The 18,530-nt window shown below is 50.4% G+C and carries 13 protein-coding genes; 2 read left to right on the top strand and 11 right to left on the bottom strand.

Translation table 11 applies throughout. The annotated features are described in order from the left end of the window. Nucleotides 1-37 precede the first annotated feature (37 nt). From ACEN2G_RS08360 to ACEN2G_RS08405, 10 genes are all read right to left on the bottom strand, one after another. Nucleotides 38-1,567: a DUF1254 domain-containing protein gene (locus ACEN2G_RS08360; RefSeq protein WP_442021026.1), complete on the bottom strand. Its 1,530-nt coding sequence runs from the start codon at nucleotides 1,565-1,567 to the stop codon at nucleotides 38-40. A gap of 122 nt (nucleotides 1,568-1,689) precedes the next feature. Next, nucleotides 1,690-3,132: a DUF1254 domain-containing protein gene (locus ACEN2G_RS08365; protein ID WP_442021027.1), complete on the bottom strand. Its 1,443-nt coding sequence runs from the start codon at nucleotides 3,130-3,132 to the stop codon at nucleotides 1,690-1,692. Next, nucleotides 3,129-3,437, bottom strand: coding sequence for a DUF1214 domain-containing protein (locus ACEN2G_RS08370; RefSeq protein ID WP_442021068.1), 309 nt, complete (start codon nucleotides 3,435-3,437; stop codon nucleotides 3,129-3,131). The genes ACEN2G_RS08365 and ACEN2G_RS08370 overlap by 4 nt, the downstream gene beginning before the upstream one ends. A 233-nt stretch (nucleotides 3,438-3,670) precedes the next feature. Beyond that, the gene (locus tag ACEN2G_RS08375; protein ID WP_442021028.1) at nucleotides 3,671-6,061 is read right to left on the bottom strand and encodes an arylsulfatase; all 2,391 of its coding nucleotides are present in this window, start codon (nucleotides 6,059-6,061) and stop codon (nucleotides 3,671-3,673) included. Between the two features lie 330 nt (nucleotides 6,062-6,391). Beyond that, nucleotides 6,392-7,855: a DUF1254 domain-containing protein gene (locus ACEN2G_RS08380; RefSeq protein WP_442021029.1), complete on the bottom strand. Its 1,464-nt coding sequence runs from the start codon at nucleotides 7,853-7,855 to the stop codon at nucleotides 6,392-6,394. Between the two features lie 386 nt (nucleotides 7,856-8,241). Next, the gene (locus tag ACEN2G_RS08385) at nucleotides 8,242-9,825 is read right to left on the bottom strand and encodes a DUF1254 domain-containing protein (protein ID WP_442021030.1); all 1,584 of its coding nucleotides are present in this window, start codon (nucleotides 9,823-9,825) and stop codon (nucleotides 8,242-8,244) included. Between the two features lie 101 nt (nucleotides 9,826-9,926). Further along, complete coding sequence (locus ACEN2G_RS08390; protein ID WP_442021031.1) at nucleotides 9,927-11,348, bottom strand: DUF1254 domain-containing protein; 1,422 nt, start codon at nucleotides 11,346-11,348, stop codon at nucleotides 9,927-9,929. A 211-nt stretch (nucleotides 11,349-11,559) separates the two neighbouring features. Beyond that, entirely contained in the window at nucleotides 11,560-12,345 is a 786-nt protein-coding gene (locus ACEN2G_RS08395) for a bestrophin-like domain (protein WP_442021032.1), read from the bottom strand. Nucleotides 12,346-12,386: 41 nt separating this feature from the next. Next, a complete protein-coding gene (locus tag ACEN2G_RS08400) occupies nucleotides 12,387-13,277 on the bottom strand; it encodes a hypothetical protein (protein WP_442021033.1) in 891 nt (296 codons plus the stop codon). A 281-nt stretch (nucleotides 13,278-13,558) separates the two neighbouring features. Next, nucleotides 13,559-15,793, bottom strand: a complete 2,235-nt coding sequence (locus tag ACEN2G_RS08405) for a patatin-like phospholipase family protein (protein ID WP_442021034.1) — start codon at nucleotides 15,791-15,793, stop codon at nucleotides 13,559-13,561. A 370-nt stretch (nucleotides 15,794-16,163) separates the two neighbouring features. Here ACEN2G_RS08405 and ACEN2G_RS08410 point away from each other — a divergent pair, with 370 nt between their 5' ends. Both ACEN2G_RS08410 and ACEN2G_RS08415 read left to right on the top strand, forming a co-directional pair. Beyond that, nucleotides 16,164-16,976: a DUF2092 domain-containing protein gene (locus tag ACEN2G_RS08410; RefSeq protein ID WP_442021035.1), complete on the top strand. Its 813-nt coding sequence runs from the start codon at nucleotides 16,164-16,166 to the stop codon at nucleotides 16,974-16,976. Further along, a complete protein-coding gene (locus ACEN2G_RS08415; RefSeq protein ID WP_442021036.1) occupies nucleotides 16,973-17,185 on the top strand; it encodes a hypothetical protein in 213 nt (70 codons plus the stop codon). The genes ACEN2G_RS08410 and ACEN2G_RS08415 overlap by 4 nt, the downstream gene beginning before the upstream one ends. 256 nt (nucleotides 17,186-17,441) lie before the next feature. Here the strand turns inward: ACEN2G_RS08415 and galE are convergent, their stop codons facing one another. Beyond that, nucleotides 17,442-18,452, bottom strand: coding sequence for a UDP-glucose 4-epimerase GalE (galE, locus tag ACEN2G_RS08420; protein ID WP_442021037.1), 1,011 nt, complete (start codon nucleotides 18,450-18,452; stop codon nucleotides 17,442-17,444). Nucleotides 18,453-18,530: the final 78 nt, after the last annotated feature.

Genomic DNA, 18,530 nt, shown 5'->3' on the forward strand with positions numbered 1-18,530 from the left:
GTGATGTCCTCGCCAAGCCGACTATTTTCTAGCCTAGTTACCCCTGCAATTCGAACTCCCCCGGCTTCCACGTTTTATCGAACCAGCTTTTCTCAGGGCCATACAGGCGCAGCAGCACACTCCAGCCTCTGCCGGGAACGGTCTGGATCCAGTTGTTTTCATGCCCCTTGGGAGCCGTCGGTCCAAACCAGACATCCACTGAACCATCGGCGTTAATGACGATGTCTTGGTCTTTACTGCCTATGCTTGGGAACTGCTGGTCAGTCTGTAGCATTGAGCGGGTCTGGTTGTCGTAAGCGACGAACGACCAGAAGTCCTTGGCCGGGATGTTCGGTGGCAGCTGGATTTTGTAGGTTTTGGCACCGTCCAGCGGGCTACCCTTGGCGTCGGTAGTCGCCATGACATACTGCGAGCCTATACCCACCATTTCGAAGGCCATCGCCGGGGTGACGCCGGTGTAGTTGTAGTGAAACAACACGCGTGCCGAAAGGTTGCGCACACCCGGCTGCGAGAGGAACTGGTAGCTGCCGCCGACAAAAGGGAAGAACCATGCGCTGCCCGGACTAAGGTATGCTTCCTTAATCCGGGGCTTGAAGGCGATGGTGCGTGCGGTTGCATTGCCCACGGCCACGGCTTCTGTAAGCGTCTGCTTAAGCTTTTCGTCGGGAGCAAAGGGCTTGCCTTTCTCAATGCCGATGGCGGCGAGTATGCCGAGGATTTCTGGGCTGAAAGCTTCGTTGGGCTCTGCCTGGACGATCTCATTGATGTCCTCAAAGAAGCTGAAATCGTTGCCGCCTATGGTATTGAACGCCTTGCCAGAAACATCGAGATACTTCATCGCAGGTGGATTATTGACGTCGGCCAGCGGGTAGACTTTGGCAAATTTCTTGGTGTTCGCGACTGCGGTCGCAGTGCTGCCATCTTTAATGAATCCGCGCCAGAAATACAGGTTCTGATAGGTTTGGCTGTGCAAAACAAAGTAGCCCTCCGGCACCTCCCCCTTGTAACTGGGTGGCAACAGCAGGTATTTACCCCCCTTGCCCTTGTCAGGTCCTGCGTTACCGATATCACCAACATAGTGAAACCAGTGATCGTTAACAATACCGAGAATATCGGGTGGCGACTCGATTACCAGCGGGCCGTCTTTGAGATCCAGCCACATTATGTTGTAGATGCTTTCCGTATTGGGGGTAAGGAACAGCGATTTGGAGTCCATCAATTGCTCGAAGATCAAAACCGTCTGGTTGTCTCCGCCCTGGCTCTTGATACCCCTACCAGCCGCGTGAGCCGATGCACCCGGCAAGGCGTAGAGAAAAGCTTCCACGCCATGCATGAACTGCAGATGTTCATAGAGTTTGTCGGCAGTCTCCTCGGTCGGAAAACCCTGCGGAAACTCCAGCGCGCCAAGCCGAGTTTCTAATTTGGCGGGCGTGGTGATCGACGCCGGGATTTGGGTCGTCATCTTCATTTTGGGGCTGGTCTGAGCCAATGCGTTTGGCGCGGACAGCAGGGCAGTAAGAACAACGCCTACCACCCTGATGGTGGTGGTGTCAGATATCGTTTCCATGGGGTCTACTCCTATGCTTGCACTTTTGCTTGTTTGTAGGCGGCCCCGGATAGCTCTCCATTCGGGGCAATCTACAAACACGCTCGGGGTTGAATACCAAGGGCTTGCTTGCAAGCAATTTGTTACTTGGTCTTGATGATCTGCGGCGGTGTCCAAGTGCCGTCAAGGACCGAAGGTTTCTTGTCCTGCGGCCAGTACATGCGCAGCATCGGCAGGAAGTCGCCTTTTGGCGCTGGCAGCCAGTTGGATTCCTTGTCCTTGCCGGGAGACTCGTACTGGAAGTACAGGGTTATTGATCCGTCGGCATTGCTCTTCAGATTGTCCCGCGGACTGACGGTGAACTTGTTCAGCACGTTCGGCACAAACCACCAGCCATTGTCAATCTCATACATGGTGATCGACCAAAAGCCCTTCACCGGAGGCTCTTCCCCTTTGGGAAAGGTCAGCGTGTACTGGTTTGCACCATTGAGCGTAGCACCGGTGCTGTCCACTTGTGCGTAGGGGTAGACGGCATCCTCCTGTCTATTGGCGGGCCAGCCAAACGCGGCCACCGTGGCCCGCTTCAGATAGTTTGTGCCGTATTCGCCCAAGCCCTTGCTGATGATCCAGCCGTTCACAATTTCACCCATCGCAGAGACATTGCCCTCGATTGTCTTGAGTGCTTGCTGGGGCACCCCCTTCAACGCCTCCTGGGTGGCACTGTCGAGAGCGCTCAGATCAAATGCCTTGCCAGGCTCGATACCGATGCGTGCCATGCGGGAGAGAATCGGGGCATCTGCGGCGGCCGGCGGTGCGGCTTTAACCAGTAGTCTTGCCATCATATCGAAATAGCCTTTGACCCCTAGATCGGTAATGACCTGCTGCGGTTTGTCGGTCATCGAGAATGCCGGGCTTTTGTCCACTGGCGCAGCCGTAGGGGTGTAATTCTTGCCCCAAGCCGACAGCGGAGTAATCTTCAGTTGCGCTTGCACGGCATTGACCGCCTTGTAATCCTGCTCGGTGCCGTCGGCGAAAATGCGGCCAGCGATGACCATATACTGCGTGGCCACTGGAATGTGCTTCACGCCGGCAGGCACTTTGCCTTTCCAGTCCGGCCCGGTGAACAGATAGTTTGCGGCCTTACCGTCGCCGGTCCGCGAACCCGGTGAGTTCGCCAGGTCACTCATCCAGAGATCAACGACCTCGAACAAATGATACCGCGAGCCAAAATCCGGATGGCTGAACACCTGCGGTTCGGAAAGATCGAGCCAAGCGAAAGAATACAGCGTGTCGGCGTTCGGTGCCGACACACCACGATAGTTGGCTCCGGGATAGCGAGGGACATTGCTGAACATCCCTGTCGGCGCCTTTAAATCCTCTGTCGGTTTGGGAACATTGGTCATCTGCACCCGCGTGATTTCGGTAGTCATCAGCGAGTAGCCGTAGATGTACGCCTCAGTGGCGATCGCGCGTGCTTCGGCTGGCGTGACAGCGGCTTGCGAAACCTCGTTGGCGTAGCCCGTCAGTAGGGTCAGTGAAAATACGCTGGCCAATGCCAGACTGGTGGTGCGGCGGAACGTGCTCATGATGTAGCTCCTGATTCGTGGATCTGTTTGCTCTGCCCAAGGAGGATCTCAATCTGAGGCAGGCGCAACGTTCGGGCGATTCTGGGTCTGTTTGACTCCGTTTTGATCAGCTTAGGCTGGGCCCATGAGCCATCCAGCGCGGCCTCGGCGAGCCAGTACAGACGTATGTAGGCGGCAAAAGGTCCCTGCGGTGCGGGCAACCAGTTAGATTCTTTGTCTGAGCTAAGTGATGCGCTCTGGATGTAAATCGTCAATCCGCCATCGGCATCTTTTTTCATGTTTGGCAACATAGATGAGTTGATCAGGTAGTGGTTGACTCCAACCTAGCTTTAAATTTTTCATTAACTACTCTCCTTAGCGGTTTGTTCAAAATAATGATGACGCTGTCATTGTGTCTCACTTCTACCCTTCTCTGACCTTAAGCCTGCTTATTACCCTGAGCACCTCCTGTATGGCATGAATTAGCCAAAGCCCTAGTATGCAGACTCAATATGGTCGCGATGACGGCGACCCGCGCCGCCATGAGTCCTTTAGCCATTTACTTTTTCTGCTCCTGCTCGAGTGATAAATAATTCACCGTCGCACCTTTAATGGTGCCATTAAACTTAAATGGCGCATCATCAAAGTATTCCAGCCCTACGGGCGATCCCAGATCGATACCAAAATCAAGAGCATCATTGGCGGTAAACAATAAAGGAGCACTTATGGGCACCACACCAGAGGCGACTTCTTTACCATCAACTTTAATAACCACGTTAAGGGGACCCGCTGGCTTTTTCTCGACATAGGTGGTCTCTACTTCGATTTTATGTTTGCCTGCCGCGAGTTTCTCTTTGGCACGAATGTGGGTGCGCTCAATCTCAAATAAATTGTATTCATAGCTCAGCACCCCCTCTTTGACATACAAGCTGAGGCCACCGGAAAATGCGCCCAATGCATAGATAACACCATTGGCATTCTCCGGTACCTCAACCTCTACCGTGACTAAGTTTTCCTTGTTACCCAGTGCAGGCGCGGCTACCTCAGGCATACGGGTTATGGCTCCCGGAAAGGCCCAAGAAGTATGAGGTGGCGCCAGACGTAACTCAGGGTGCATAGCAATAATCCATAAGCCACCGCCCACCGGTAAGCCTTTATTTTCGGTAAACTCGTCAAGGAATAATTTTTTCATCTCTGTCAGTTTTTCTGGCATCTTTTCGGCCAGATCATTCGCTTGAGTCCAGTCCTCATTGAGGTTATATAACTCCCACTGATCATTAGCGGGGTTCCAGTCTTTTAGGCCGCTAGGCGTACCGGGTACCCAAGGTAAACGCGGCCCTATAACAGATGCTATCCAGCCATCTTGATAAATGGCGCGACTGCCCATGATCTCAAAATACTGGGTGGTTTGAACCTCCTTAGCTTGGCTGTCGTTAAAGGTGCTGGTAAAGCTGACACCATCTATGGGGTCTTGGTTTATGCCATTCACTTCTTTCGGTGGACTAATATCCAAAATATCGTAGATAGTCGGTGCTATATCGTTCACATCCAAAAACTGTGCGCGTGCCACCGTATCGGGTTTGATTTTTTCTGGCCAGCGTACCGCCAACGGATTACGGGTGCCGCCGAAATAAGACGCCAGTAACTTAGTGCCTTGATACGGAGAACCTCCAGCCCATGCCCAACCGGCGTGATACATGTTGTCCGTTTTTGGGGAGCCGAGTACATCTAGCCCACCCAAGGAGTCAAGCGCTTTTATCTGCTGCTCAATGGTGGCGGGAATACCGTTTTGTGCCAGTAATTCGCTAATGGCACCATTTTGCCCTTCTGCCGACGCACCGTTGTCCCCCCAAATATAAAAGATCAGGGTATTGTCGCGATAACCGAGGGTATCGATTTCATCCACAATCCGACCCACTTGCGCGTCTGTGTGTTCAGCAAAACCCGCAAACACTTCCATTAACCGTGCCTGAAAGGGTTTTTCACTTTCTGGGATGGAATCCCAAGATGCCAAACTATCGGGTCTTGGGGTGAGCTGCGCGTTTTCTGGGATCCAACCCTGTTCTTTAGCACGCACAAATACTCGTTTGCGGTACTCATCCCAGCCAGAGTCGAATTTCCCTTTATATTTGTCGGCCCATTCTTTAGGCACATGGTGTGGCCCATGCAGTGCCCCACTGGCCCAATACATCAGGAAAGGTTTATCAGGAGCCAATGCTTTGTGCTCTCGCAGCCAATAAATGGCGTCATCGGCTAAGTCTTCGCTGAGGTGATAATAATCGTTTCCACCAGAGGTTTTAGGGTGCTCCACGTAGGAGGTATTACGCACCAATTGCGGTTCCCATTGGGAGGCTTCACCGGCGAGAAAGCCATAGAAGTACTCGAAGCCATAACCGGTCGGCCAGTTATCAAACGGCCCTACGGCGGTAGTCTCCATGGCTGGTGTGTTGTGCCACTTGCCAAAAGCAGACGTACTGTAGCCGTAGTTTTTCAGCACTTCCGCCACTGTGGCGCTGCTCTTAGGGATGACACCCATGTAGCCATCCCAATCGTTGGCAAGTTCCGTGATCTGGCCGCTGCCAACGCGATGATGATTGCGCCCCGTTAACAGTGCCGCACGTGTCGGTGAACACATAGCCGTGGTGTGAAAACGATTATAGGAAATACCTTCATCGGCAATGGCACTCAAGGTGGGCGTGTTCATTTCACCGCCGTAAGTATTAGTCTGGCCTGGGCCGGTATCGTCAATCAGTACAATCAGAATATTAGGCGCGTCATCTGGTAAATGACGAGATGGGGCCAGCGGACTGTAAGTCGACTCTTGCATACTGTAAGCCGCCTTACTACCAGATGCCTTGGGTGGAAACGGCAGCACCTCCTGTGCGTAGGCGGGCACAAAAATGACCGTCACCGTGAGCATAAATAAGCTGGGGTATTTTTTAACACTCATGATACACCTCGTAAATTTATCCCTGTGTCTCGTTATCAATAACTGAGTACTAGGCTCAGCTATGGATTATTAAGTGAGTATTCATACTTGCTGCCTCAGGCCATAACAGGCGCGGTAGTTATGGACGGTGCCGTTATGGCGAACATTATTCATTGTTATAAGTTACGTGCATGTCTGTCTTAGTCATGTGTCCCTCCTTGTATCTAAGTACTGTCACTGTGCTGAGTAGAGCAGAATAAGCCCACCAACACGTCAAACTAAGCGCTATGTTATGCGCTCCATTGTCGAAATCCTTTTGGCTCAATCGTTATACTTTCTAGATGCTCTGATTTACTTAACCTTCAGTAGTTTTGGTTGGGTCCAAGAGCCATCCAGCGCGGCTTCAGCCGGCCAGTACAGGCGCATATAGGTGGCAAAGGGTCCCTTAGGGGCGGGCAGCCAATTCGACTCTTTGTCTGGGCCGGGTGATTCGTTTTGAATATAGATAGTCAAGCCGCCATCGGCGTCCTTCTTCATCTGGGGCAGCATGGGCGAATTAATGAGATAGCGATTGATCGGATTAGCGACCAACAAACTGGACGGTAACTCGTACATGGTCAGCGACCAAAAGGCATTCACAGGTGGATACTCATTTGGTGCAAAGCTCAGCGTGTAGCGATTAGCTCCAGTAAGCGGCTGCCCTGCACTGTCCATCCGATAAACCGGATACATGGCTTCTTCTTTAGCGTTGCCATAAATGCCGACAGTACCGAGCCAACGGTTGAGGTAATTGTCCCCGAGAAATTCGCGGCTGCCGAAGACGTCACCTGAAGTGATCTTGCCTTCGGTCAGCTGTTTAACGCCACCGGCAAAGTCTGCCCAAGCATCGGCGCGCCCCTGTTCGATGGCGGTCTTGATTTCAGGTGAAAGCGCGGCTTGATCAAAGGTCTTGCCGCCCTCGATACCAATTTTGGCGAAGCGTTCCCTGAGCGCCACTTCGCTCGGTACTGCTGGGCTGTAGTTCAGCACGAAGTTCATGATGTTGAAGAACTCCAGCGACGTTTTCTGCTCTTCTTGGGTGATAGGTTTAATGAAGTCTATGGCCGGTGGTGCAGGTGGCGGTGCCGTGCCCAGAAACGCGGACAGTGGTTGCACTTGGTATTGAGCTTGGATGTGCTTAACCTTGTCCATGTCGTGCGCATTGAACAACTGGGTGCGAAACACGGCGAGATCGAAGTCGGTATCAGAAAGGTACACCTTATCAATGCCCTTGGGCGTTTCGCCCTTCCAGCTTGGCCCCGCCACCATGAAATTGCCCGCATCGTTGCCCGTAGTTCTCGAGCCTGCGTAGCCGACGATATAAGTGTAAGCGTCGAAGATCTGGATAGAGTAGTAGCGCTCTTTTTCAATTTTTGGTACCGAAATCACGATAGGCTCGGCGCGCAAATCTAAGCCCGCCCAAGAATAAGGTGTGTCCGAATTAGGGGTCTGTACGGCTTTGTCGTCCGGTGTATAGACTTTGGCCAGATTCTTGATCTGATTCCAAGGCGCCATGTATTCAGGATCATTCTTATCCACGAAATACGAGTACTGGACACGGTAGTTGTCCACCATAGGGTAGCCATAGATGTAGGCTTCCTTGGCAATGGCACGGGCTTCGGTGGGTGTGACAGAAACTGAGCTCGCCAACGCTTTCATATCTTGTCCGGCAGTCACCGCCTGCACTGCCTGCTTGGCACTGACTGACCATAGCGCCAGCGCAAACACACTGGCTAAGGTCAGCTTGCTGACGATGTAAGAGTTAGTATTCATCATTATTTCTCCAAATCGCTCGTCTGTTTGTCTGCCCTGACTCACGGGCTCTGGCATTAATCAGACTGAAAGCCGTAGGCCGCTCTTTGTTTGTGAAGGCGGCTTATGCTGTTTAGCTGGAACTAGGGTCTGTTGACCTTTCGAGATGATTTTTGCAGCAGGTTGTGGAGTCTTTATACAAGGCATCGCTTGTGCCATGGAGTCATTCTCCATCAATAAGCGATAACGCCGTAGAAAGGCGCCACAAATGCTGCCCTTCGGGTTCGGCTAAACGCGTTTTTCTCTTTGTTGAGTGGGAGTTTGCTTAGAACGACTAGGCTACACCCCACTCGCCGCGATAAAAACGCGTTTAACTCGAACAAAATTTAACCGCGAAAGGTCAACAGACCCTAATTGACTACCTCCAACTCCCCAGGCTGCCAGGTCTTGTCAAACCAAGGATCCAGTGGCCCATAGAGGCGAAAAATCGGATACCAGCCTTTGTCTGGCACAGTCTGGATCCAATTCGCCTCTTTGCCTTGAGGGGCGGTCGGGCCGAAATACAGGTCCACAGAACCGTCTGCGTTTTGCACCAAGGGATCTCGGGTGCTGTTCTTGCTAGGGAACGGCTGACTGGTTTGCAGCTCGGAGCGAGTCTGCGGGTCATAGATTACTACCGACCAAAAGTTAGCCGCGGGTACCTTGGCCGGAATATTTAGCCGATAAGTCTGGTCGCCATGTAAGTAGTCACCATTATTGTCCACCGCTGTAACGGCATACTGAGATCCTTTGCCCACCATTTTCTCGACCATGGCCGGTGTATTAACCGTAGCTTGGTAAAAAAAGAGTGTGCGCGCATCCAAGTTACGGGCTCCCTTGTCGCCCTCTTTCAACCATTGGTAAGAGCCACCAACAAAGCCGGTACCCCAGCTACTATCAGGATAATAAGCAAAGCCTTCGAGCCTTGGGCGAAAGGTGATAGCACGGGCAGTCGCGTTGCCAATGGCCACACCTTGGGTCAAGATTTTCTTCATCCGTGCGTCTGGGTTAAACGGCTTGCCCTTTTCAATGCCGATCGAGGCAAATAGGCCGCTTAATTGTGGCTCTAGCAGCGATGCAGGTTCGCGCTCGATCACTGTGTGCAGTTCTTCATAAAAGTCGTAAGTGTTGGCATGAATGGTGTTAAAGCTTTTCCCTGAACCACTGATAAATTCCATTTTGGGTGGGTTGGCCGCATCCTTTAACGGATAAACCTTGAGGTCATTTTTAAACATAGCGGTGGCGACATCTGGCTTACCATCCACCAAAAATCCACGTAGGAATAAGAGATTCACATAGCTAGAAGATTTTGAGACGAAGTAGGTTTCTCCATCCACCTCGGCCTGCATGCCTCCTACTGGTGGATTAAGGTCGCCGTCGTAGTCAGGCGGTAGGATCAAATACTTGCCTCCCTTACCGGCGTCAGGTCCTGGGGTCCCCATATCGGTCACAAAGCGAAAGTAGGCGTCGTCTACGGTTCCAGGCCCTGAATTGGCCGGGATTTCCACCACAGTTGCCCCGTCTTTATCCAGCTCCAGAAACGCCAAGCAGTAAACAGTATCTGTATTCCCCGTCAGAAACAGTGGGCTGGAATCAAGTAGCTTGTCCATGATGATGGCTTTGTGCGACGCATCGGCGCCCATCTCCCTAAAGCCTAGGCGCATGCCTTCAATCGAGGTGGCAGGAATACCGTTCAAAAAAGTTTCTGTGGCACGGATCAAATCAAGGTTGTCATACACCTTCTCCACAGTGGCCGCATCGGGCATGCCATCAAAAAAGCGCAAGGTACCTATGGGGGTTTCCACCTGATCAGGGGTCATTATTTTTGTCGGGATCTTGTGATTGTATCCCGGCGTTGCTTGCTCCCCGTAGGTCGGCAAGGAGCCCGCCAACAGCACAACACACGCGATTGAATAGCGATGCCAATCTTTTATCGACTTGAGTGATTTGTTCATAATGTTCTCCAAACGAATAGCCGTAGATCCTTGCTTAGGAAGCGCTCAGGTCTTGCTCGCGCTTCCTAGGTTCAGCTAGCTACTAAATCCATACTTTCGGATTAATCGGCAACCATAATGCCCGGTGGCTGCCAAGTGCCTTTGCCAGGTGGTAAAACGGACGAATCGTCACTTGCCGGTGTGGGCCAATACATGCGCAGCGCCAAGTAAATAGGGCCGTTCGGTGCCGGTAGCCAGTTCGACTCTTTATCTTTGCCGGGCGATTCATGCTGTATATAGAGAGTCAGCGAACCGTCTGCATTTTTCTGCATGTCCTTCAACATCGACGAATTGACTAAATAACGATTGATCGGATTTTTGACCAGCAGCTGGCTGTCCCCGTAGTACATGGTGACCGACCAAAAAGAATTAACCGGTGGCAGCTTATCGGCGGCGAAAGTTAGCCTGTAATCATGCTTGCTGCCATCCAAGAGCTGACCTTTACTGTCGCTACGCGCCAGCAAATACATGGCCTCTTCAGCATCGTTGCCATATATCCCAGCTTTAGCGCCGCCTGCACGCTTAAGCCAGTCGCCGTTGTAAAAAGCGCGGTCGCCCCATAATGATCCTACTTGCCAGCTATTAACGTCTGTGGCGCCGCTGCTCACAAACTGGTTGACCTTATCATCCCCGGCTTTCATGCCTGCGGCCATCGCCTGTTGGTGCTCAGGCGAAAGACTGTTCATATCAAATTCCTTGCCAGGTTCGACGCCTATCGTTGCCAGCTTAGCGCGGATCGCTTGGTTGTCATCAGTGGGGGGAATGAATTCCAGCGCGGCGCCGAGGTAGCGCCAAAAGTGTGTTTTGACCCCAGCCGAGTTCGCCGGCACGAAGTCGATGGCGGGGGGCGCAGCTGGAGCGGGCTTATCTTGAAATACCGACAGTGGCGCTACCTTATATTGGCCTTGGATTTTTTCTACGTTAGGCATGTCTTTGGCATCAAACAGCTGAGTGCGGAAAATAGCGAGCATAAAGGGAGTCGTCGACAGGAAGACCTTGCCGACTCCCTCAGGCGTATCCCCTTGCCAGTTTGGGCCGACTACCGCATAGGAACCAGCTTGGCTGCCGGTGGTACGACTGCCAATGTAGCCATTGTTGTAGAGATTAGCGTCCACTAGTTGTACTGAGTAGTAACGGTCTTTTTCGACCTCGGGGACTGTGATCACCACAGGCTCGGCACGTAGGTCCAGCCAAGTCACCGAATAGGGCGTATCGCTGTTCGGGCTGAGGATGGCGGTGTCTTGGTAGGTATAGAGGCGCGGCTCGTTCTTGATGTGATTGAAAGGAGCCTTAAACTGGCTACCCGCCTTGTCAACGGCATACTCGTTCATAACGGCGTAATTCATGACTAGCGGTAAGCCGTAAATGTATCCCTCTTCGGCAATGGCTTTAACTTGCTCGGTGCTGAGCTGATCTGTAGGTGCGGCTATTGCTGTGGTGTTAACCATAACGGCAAAAGTGAAGGTGGCTAATGTCATTCTCATATTCATCCTAGCTCCATAAAAAACGGGAATTTCACCGACCGAACCTGTGTCATACGGACGGATAACGTTTAAACAAAGTGCCTGTTTAGTGTTGCGTGGGTATGTACCTCCTTGTACATACAAACCCCCTTCATTCTTGGCTTGCAGTGTTTCGCTGCTGGGTATTTAGCTGCTAAATTTTGAGCTAACAATAAAGACTCAAACTAAAACCTTAAGGAGCCGCATCAATGGTGCCCATGATGATTTGTACATCCACCATCGCCTGCTGGCTGACGGTAATAAAGCCACGTTGCGGTCGGTCAAGATCTACCACCAGCGCGATCAGTACCGCAAACGCTATGTTCAACGGCAGTACCGCGACCAGCCTGCGCTTGCCATAAAAGCCAAGTTGCAGCCCTAACATCACCATGGAAAGCAGCGTGATCACCAGTAGTCCGTACCAGACATTTTCTGGGATCTGACTGTGCACTGCCGCCACCTTTCTTTGCTCGCCTTGGCTTATCACCTCTATGATGGATTGCACCACCATAGAGGTGATATCGTCAGGCTTGTTTTCAGCCGCGGCGGTGGCGTGAACCCATAACAATTGATAAATTTCATGGGACTGCGACAACGCCGTTTGCAGATCGCGATCTTGAATAACTTGCAGACGAACTTGGATGTACCTGCGCAATTGGCGCTTCATCTCTAGTTTTTGCGGCGTGGCGACTAAGTCTGCGAGCAGGTATGCGCTTTGCACCGCCGCCGCTTCGGTCACCACGTTCTGATTGCGGGTTTGAAACTGAGACACAGTAATGGAGAAAATGAGCGCGAGGATAAAAGCCAACATACTAAGTAAGCCGGCGACCATCGCACTAATCGAGTCAGGGGTTTCTTTACTTAGTCGAGCACGGCGGCGGCCAATCAGAAAACCCGCTTCGCATGCCATCAAGGCCAGTACCACAGTACCCAAAAAGATGCTGGGTATAGATGCCGAGGTTATCCATCCGGTGATCATTGCCCTTCTCCCGCTACAGACCCGTTAATTAAGCGCTAGCACTAACTCTTATTCGGATACAGCAAGGTCACCGTAAAACGCAGCCCCCACTCAGCGCCATTATCGGGAGCCTCTAAGTAGTAACGCGCACCACCTTGAAAACTGACCATTTGTGAGCCAATTTTTGTAACCTTGCTGTAAGCAAGGTTTAACGGCACCGTCCACTGATCGTCTTCCCAGTTATATGTAGACTCTAATGAGGCATTAATGGTACGCCCTTGACCAAGGCCTTTGGCCAAAAATGGCTGCAAATAAGTAGCGTTGATATCATTGCGATCACTGTCACCGGCAAATGACCAAATATGATTCGCCAAGCCACCATAGGTCCAGCCGTTCGTGGTTTGTTTAAGCACGACCGCAGTCGGCCCTGCGCCCCACTTTTCTGCGCCCAGCAGCTCATCGGTCGCCGTGGGAATGAGCAAAGCCGGGCCCGCCCCCCACGTCCAGCCACTGGCGGTTAACTCCTTGGGCGAGAAAAACAAGCTCTGAGTGGTATCACCAAGACCAAATTGATTACCCGCTTCTGGAAAGATGTTTTCTTGAAACGCAATCGGCAATATGGTGCGCGAAATCATGTTCCAGTCATCACCGATAGAAACCGGAATAACGGGCTGCACATTGAGAGTAAATTTGTAGCCTTTATCGAGCGCTCCTATACCATCGTCGTAGTTCAACTGCATAGGTACACTAATGAGGCTAGCGATAGGATTGGCTAATTGTTTGGCCAGTTCATCGGCTGAGCCTTGGGCAAATGCCGATGAAGATCCAGCCCACCCAATGACAAGCAATAGACTCAGCGGGCTGATATATCTTAAAGACAGGGTGTAATTTAGATGACAGTACTTTTTTAGATGACAGCACTTTAGCAGGGTATATTTTAATGGTGGTGCCATGTCCCTATCTCCATTGGTAAAATGAATATCTCCATACAATGCTAAGAGCATAGTTAATTTTTTTACAGTTACTAAATTAATAATTAAAAAATTAGCGATCACAAGGATAAAAATAAATTAACCTTATAAATATAGATGCAAATGAAACTTTATTAGCAGAACTTTAAATAAACACAAATTAAACTTTAAAATAAATCATATTAATCACATGCGCTTATTAATCTGGATTCATTTAAACCTCAATATGGAAAATATAAACATAAAAAATTAGACATCATTTTTTAATAGAAAAGAGGTCTGGCTAGATAGAAGAATATAGCGTTGTTTCCTCCCTCGGCATGCCCCACACCCAAATACACAGGTCCGATCGGCGTATCTGCGCCTAGAAATACACTGCCGGCAGCAATACCATCGGTACCTATATCCTCTTTATCTTCCCAGACGCCGCCATATTCTAACGAGCCGCCGAGATACCAGTTTAATAGCCGAGAGGGTTGGAAACGTCGGTAGTAGAGTGCAGAGACCACTGCCGCTTGCTGGCCGCTTAATGAATTATCAGCAAAGCCAGACAGATTGAGGAAGCCACCTAAGCGATAACGATCCTGGATTTCGGCTGTGCCGCTCACCGTCGTGTTCACAAATCCACCTAGGCCAAAAATATGCTCGTCAGCTATGGTAAAGAACTGATTGCCGCCCACGGTAAACTGATCGAAACTGGTATCATTACCAAGGTCCTCACGCGCAGTACTATATTCCAAGCGACTGAGCCAACCATCACTGGGGAAGTCGAAATTATCCAGTCGGTCAAAAAAAAGACTGCCGTAAATTTTTGATGTATCAAAACTAAATTCCGGCAACTGGGGCAGCCCTGTTTCTAGCTTAACCTGCCCCGTATTATAGCGATAACCCAGTCGTGCCTCACTGTAAACACTGATTTCTCGGCCAAAAGCTAAATCAGCTTGCCCGTTATAAACGCGATAATCGGCGACATTTTTTAGGTCTGCGTCATAGATACCTATATTCTGCACACCATAGCGCAGGCTGGTATCAACAAAATATCGCGACAGCGTGTCCAGCGGTTGGTACCACTCGCCTACAATCAAAGGCTCAGCGCCCAGCTGAGTACCAAGGCGCAGCTCACCGTTCAAGGGGTTAATGCCAGTACGTAAGTAGGCAAGCCCCAAATTATAGCTACTCTGACCCAGCTCATCGCTGGATAGCTGGAGACCTAATTGGAGATAGTTAGGTCCCCAACTGCGGGCTTGAGCATCGACTAATAGCCCCGTTTGGTTATCCTCTTCGATAATGTCGTATTGCACGGTTTGGAATAGATCCAGCCCATAAATGGTACTGAGATCCTGATTTAGCAATAACGGATCTAAGGTCTCACCAATAGGTTGATGCAGTCGGTCACGGACCATACCATCACTGACGTTTGAGTCGTTTTCGACGCGAATAAAATTCACGACTGGCAGCTGTTTAGCGGGACGGGCACTGCGCATCGCCAGATAATCTTGATATCTAGATACTGATAAGGACAAACCGGTCAGCTTAGCTCGCTGTGTGTCTGCGGCCTCCTGTCCTTTCACTATTGCCTCTTGGGATCGCGTAAAATCACTGCTGGTAATATCGCCCAGTTTGGGCACGATCAATACATCACGTCCAGTTAAGGTGGCAATCTGGCGGTCGGCATTGACGCGGGTTAAAATCGAAGTCAGCTGCAGGGTGATCTGGAATAAATTATCTACATCCTCGCCCGGCATATAAGGGCTACTAATATCGACGGCAATCACAATGTCGGCGCCCATATCACGTACTACATCTATGGGGATATTGTCGGTGATGCCACCGTCCACCAGCAATTTACCGTCAATTTTAGTAGCCGCAAATGCGCCGGGCACAGACATACTGGCGCGCATGGCGGTGGCCAGATCGCCGGAGCTCAGTACCACTTTAGTGCCCGTTTCAATGTCTGAGGCAACCGCGCGAAAGGGAATATACAGCTTATCAAAGTCCGTGGTGGTCGAGATGGGTAAGGTGAGTTCACGTAACGCCAGATCGAACTTTTGCCCTTGAACAGCACCGGTCGGAAACTTCAATTCACCCTGGTCTGTAATGCCGGGCTTAGCTTTGACAAAGTACAAATTGTCATCGCGTTTGCGACGAAACGAGCGATCTTTACGCGGGGGATCGTCATTAAAAATATGCTCCCAGTCCATGGTCTTGAGTGTGGCTTCTATCTCGTCCACCGTCATGCCTGATGCGTATAAGCCGCCAATAATAGAACCCATGCTGGTGCCGGCTATGTAGTCGATAGGGATATGCATTTGTTCAAGTACTCTGATCACTCCCACATGGGCCGTGCCACGGGCACCGCCACCGCTTAATGCCAAGCCAATTTTGGGCCTAGCACCCGATTCAGTTTGTGCCACGCTCGAGCATGAAAAAAATACGCTACCTAAAACCAAACACACACCCAGCACTAATCCATTGCAGGTAATATTTAGGGTTTTCATGGCAATCTCCAGACCATATTGTATTTGGACAAGCACAACCGAAAACTATCACTCAGCGCATCACAAACCCAAAATCTTAAAAGTAAGATATAGAATATTTTTTATTATCGTAGTTTTTGGCTAATCGAATACTAGTTGAGGATGCTGCCCCTTGCTTAATTTCTTTAGCTTGGTTTCCCGCCATTCCCGCACTGCATCTTCCCTCGAGAGTATTCAGTTTTATTAAGTGGCTGGTGTTTATTATTAGCCTTTTCGCTACTGACGTTTTGAGTGCGCCTAGCTTTATTCTATCTGCAGAAGATTTAAGCCAAGACTACACTTGATTCGACCCCGCTCGGCTTTATAGCCCTACCTATAAAGGTGCCATCCTATGTTTAAACAACCGACCTGTTATTCGCGCGTCACCGCAAGCCAGATGCTAACTGGCGTTCTTGCGCTATTTTTCGTACTCGGCTCGCCGCTCACGACTGCTGATGAAAACGATGCTAAACAATTACTTAAAAACATGTCCGATTATCTGGATGCCCAGCAAGCCTACTCGTTTGACTACGATGCTGTACTAGACATAGTCACAGCTGACAACCAAATCATCGGCATCGCCAGTTCAGGTTCAGCTTCCCTGCAAAGACCCAATAAACTTTACGCCACGCGCTTTGGCGGTTTCGCCAATGTGGAGATGAGTTTCGACGGTAAAACGCTGAGCGTATTAGGCAAAGATGCCAATCAGTATGCGCAAATGAAAATAGAGGGAGATACTGACAAGCTGATTGATGAACTCAAAAATGTCTATCACGTCCCTATGCCCGCCGCAGACTTACTGTTAACTAATACCTCTGTGGTGCTCTTAGAAAACGTGACTGATATAAAAGACTTAGGCACAGGCGTAGTGAACGGCGTGGAGTGTGACTCTTTGGCCTTTCGTACCGACGAAGTGGACTGGCAAATTTGGATTGCTCAAGGCGACACCCCCTATCCCGTTAGATATGTGATTACCTCCAAACAAGTAAAAAATGGCCCGCAATACAGCATACAAACCCGTAATTGGCAAACGGGCGATGCGGTAGCGGCACGGGATTACAGCTTTAAAAATCGCACGGATGCCGCTTTGGTTAAGTTAGAAAAACTGTCTGACGCCAGTCACTTACCAGAAAACTTCAAGCACAGTGAAGGAGCAGCACAATGAATAAACTCAAACGAATTGGCCTGACAGTAGTGATGGCTGTTATTGGCTTTGCGGGTGCAGAAATGGGCGCTCAGTTATCCATTCCAGGTTTTGAAAGCCCTATATCCTCGGCGCAAGCTCGGGTGGGTAGGCCGCTAACCCCAGTGAGCGTGGCAGGCGTAGCTCGCAGAACCGTAAGACGCTGTGCGGTAGGTGTGTATAATTGCTAATTAACATCTATCAATAATTCCATGAAGCGCTCGGCCTCTAACAACGTTTGGGTAAGCGCGTACATATTTGAGTACGAATTAAATTAAAAAGCAGCTAAATAAAGTTAACTCACTTATTTAGCTGCTTTTTTGCATGAGTAATGGGTTACCGATAGCTTATGACTAACTTACGGTGTCAATACAGGCCTTTATTTGACTGCATGCTTTACCCGCCACTAACAGCCGACCATGCAACACCGTTTTTAAACTCTGCCGACTAAAACCCACTGGGGTTTTGCGACTGCCAACGCCACGCATCAGTCATCATTTGTGCTAGGCCACGTTCGGCTTGCCAGCCCAGCTCAAGTCGCGCTTTAGTCGGATCGGCCCAACACTCGGCAACATCACCTAGCCGACGAGGTACTAGGTTAAACGGCACCGGCTGACCACTGGCCTGTTCAAAGGCTTTCACCATTTGCAGCACCGAATAGCCCTGCCCTGTGCCCAGATTATAAATGCTAACGCCTGTGTGTTTGGCAATACGTATGAGCGCTTTTAGGTGGCCCTTCGCCAAATCCATCACATGAATGTAGTCACGCACGCCTGTGCCATCTAAGGTCGCGTAATCATGTCCAAACACCGCCAAGGCGGTTAATTTCCCTAACGCCACTTGGCTAATATAAGGCAGTAAATTACAGGGAATACCGTTTGGGTTTTCCCCGATCAAGCCCGACTCATGGGCACCTACCGGATTAAAATAACGCAGCAAGGCCATCGCCCAACGCGAGTCCGAGTTGGCCACATCTTGCAGTATTTTTTCGACTACGAGTTTAGAGGTGCCATAGGGATTCGTTGTTCCTCCCACGGCGCAGTCTTCGGTAATCGGCATGCACTGAGGTTCGCCATACACAGTGGCAGACGAGCTGAATACCAGCTTGAACACCCCCGCTTTTTGCATGGCATTCACCAGCACTAAGGTGCCATTTACGTTGTTATCATAATAACGCAGTGGCTGAGCCACACTCTCGCCCACGGCTTTTAGACCGGCAAAGTGCATGACGGCATCAATGCTGTGCTCGTGAAATAACCTATCAAGCAAAACCGCATCACGAATATCACCTTCTACAAAATGAGGCAGCTGACCGGTGATCCTCATCACACGCCGCAATGACTCTTTTGAGGCATTACATAAGTTATCCAATATCAACACCTGCTGGCCATCGTTGAGCAATTCCACCAGCGTATGTGAGCCAATGTAACCGACTCCTCCTGTTATCAAAATCGTCATCTTTTACTCCTTTAAAATCCTACGATTTATAGACTTCAGCTACTGATAATCATCAGGCATGCCACACATTAACGACAC

The sequence above is a fragment of the Oceanisphaera sp. W20_SRM_FM3 genome (assembly GCF_052119705.1).
Classification (GTDB): domain Bacteria; phylum Pseudomonadota; class Gammaproteobacteria; order Enterobacterales; family Aeromonadaceae; genus Oceanimonas.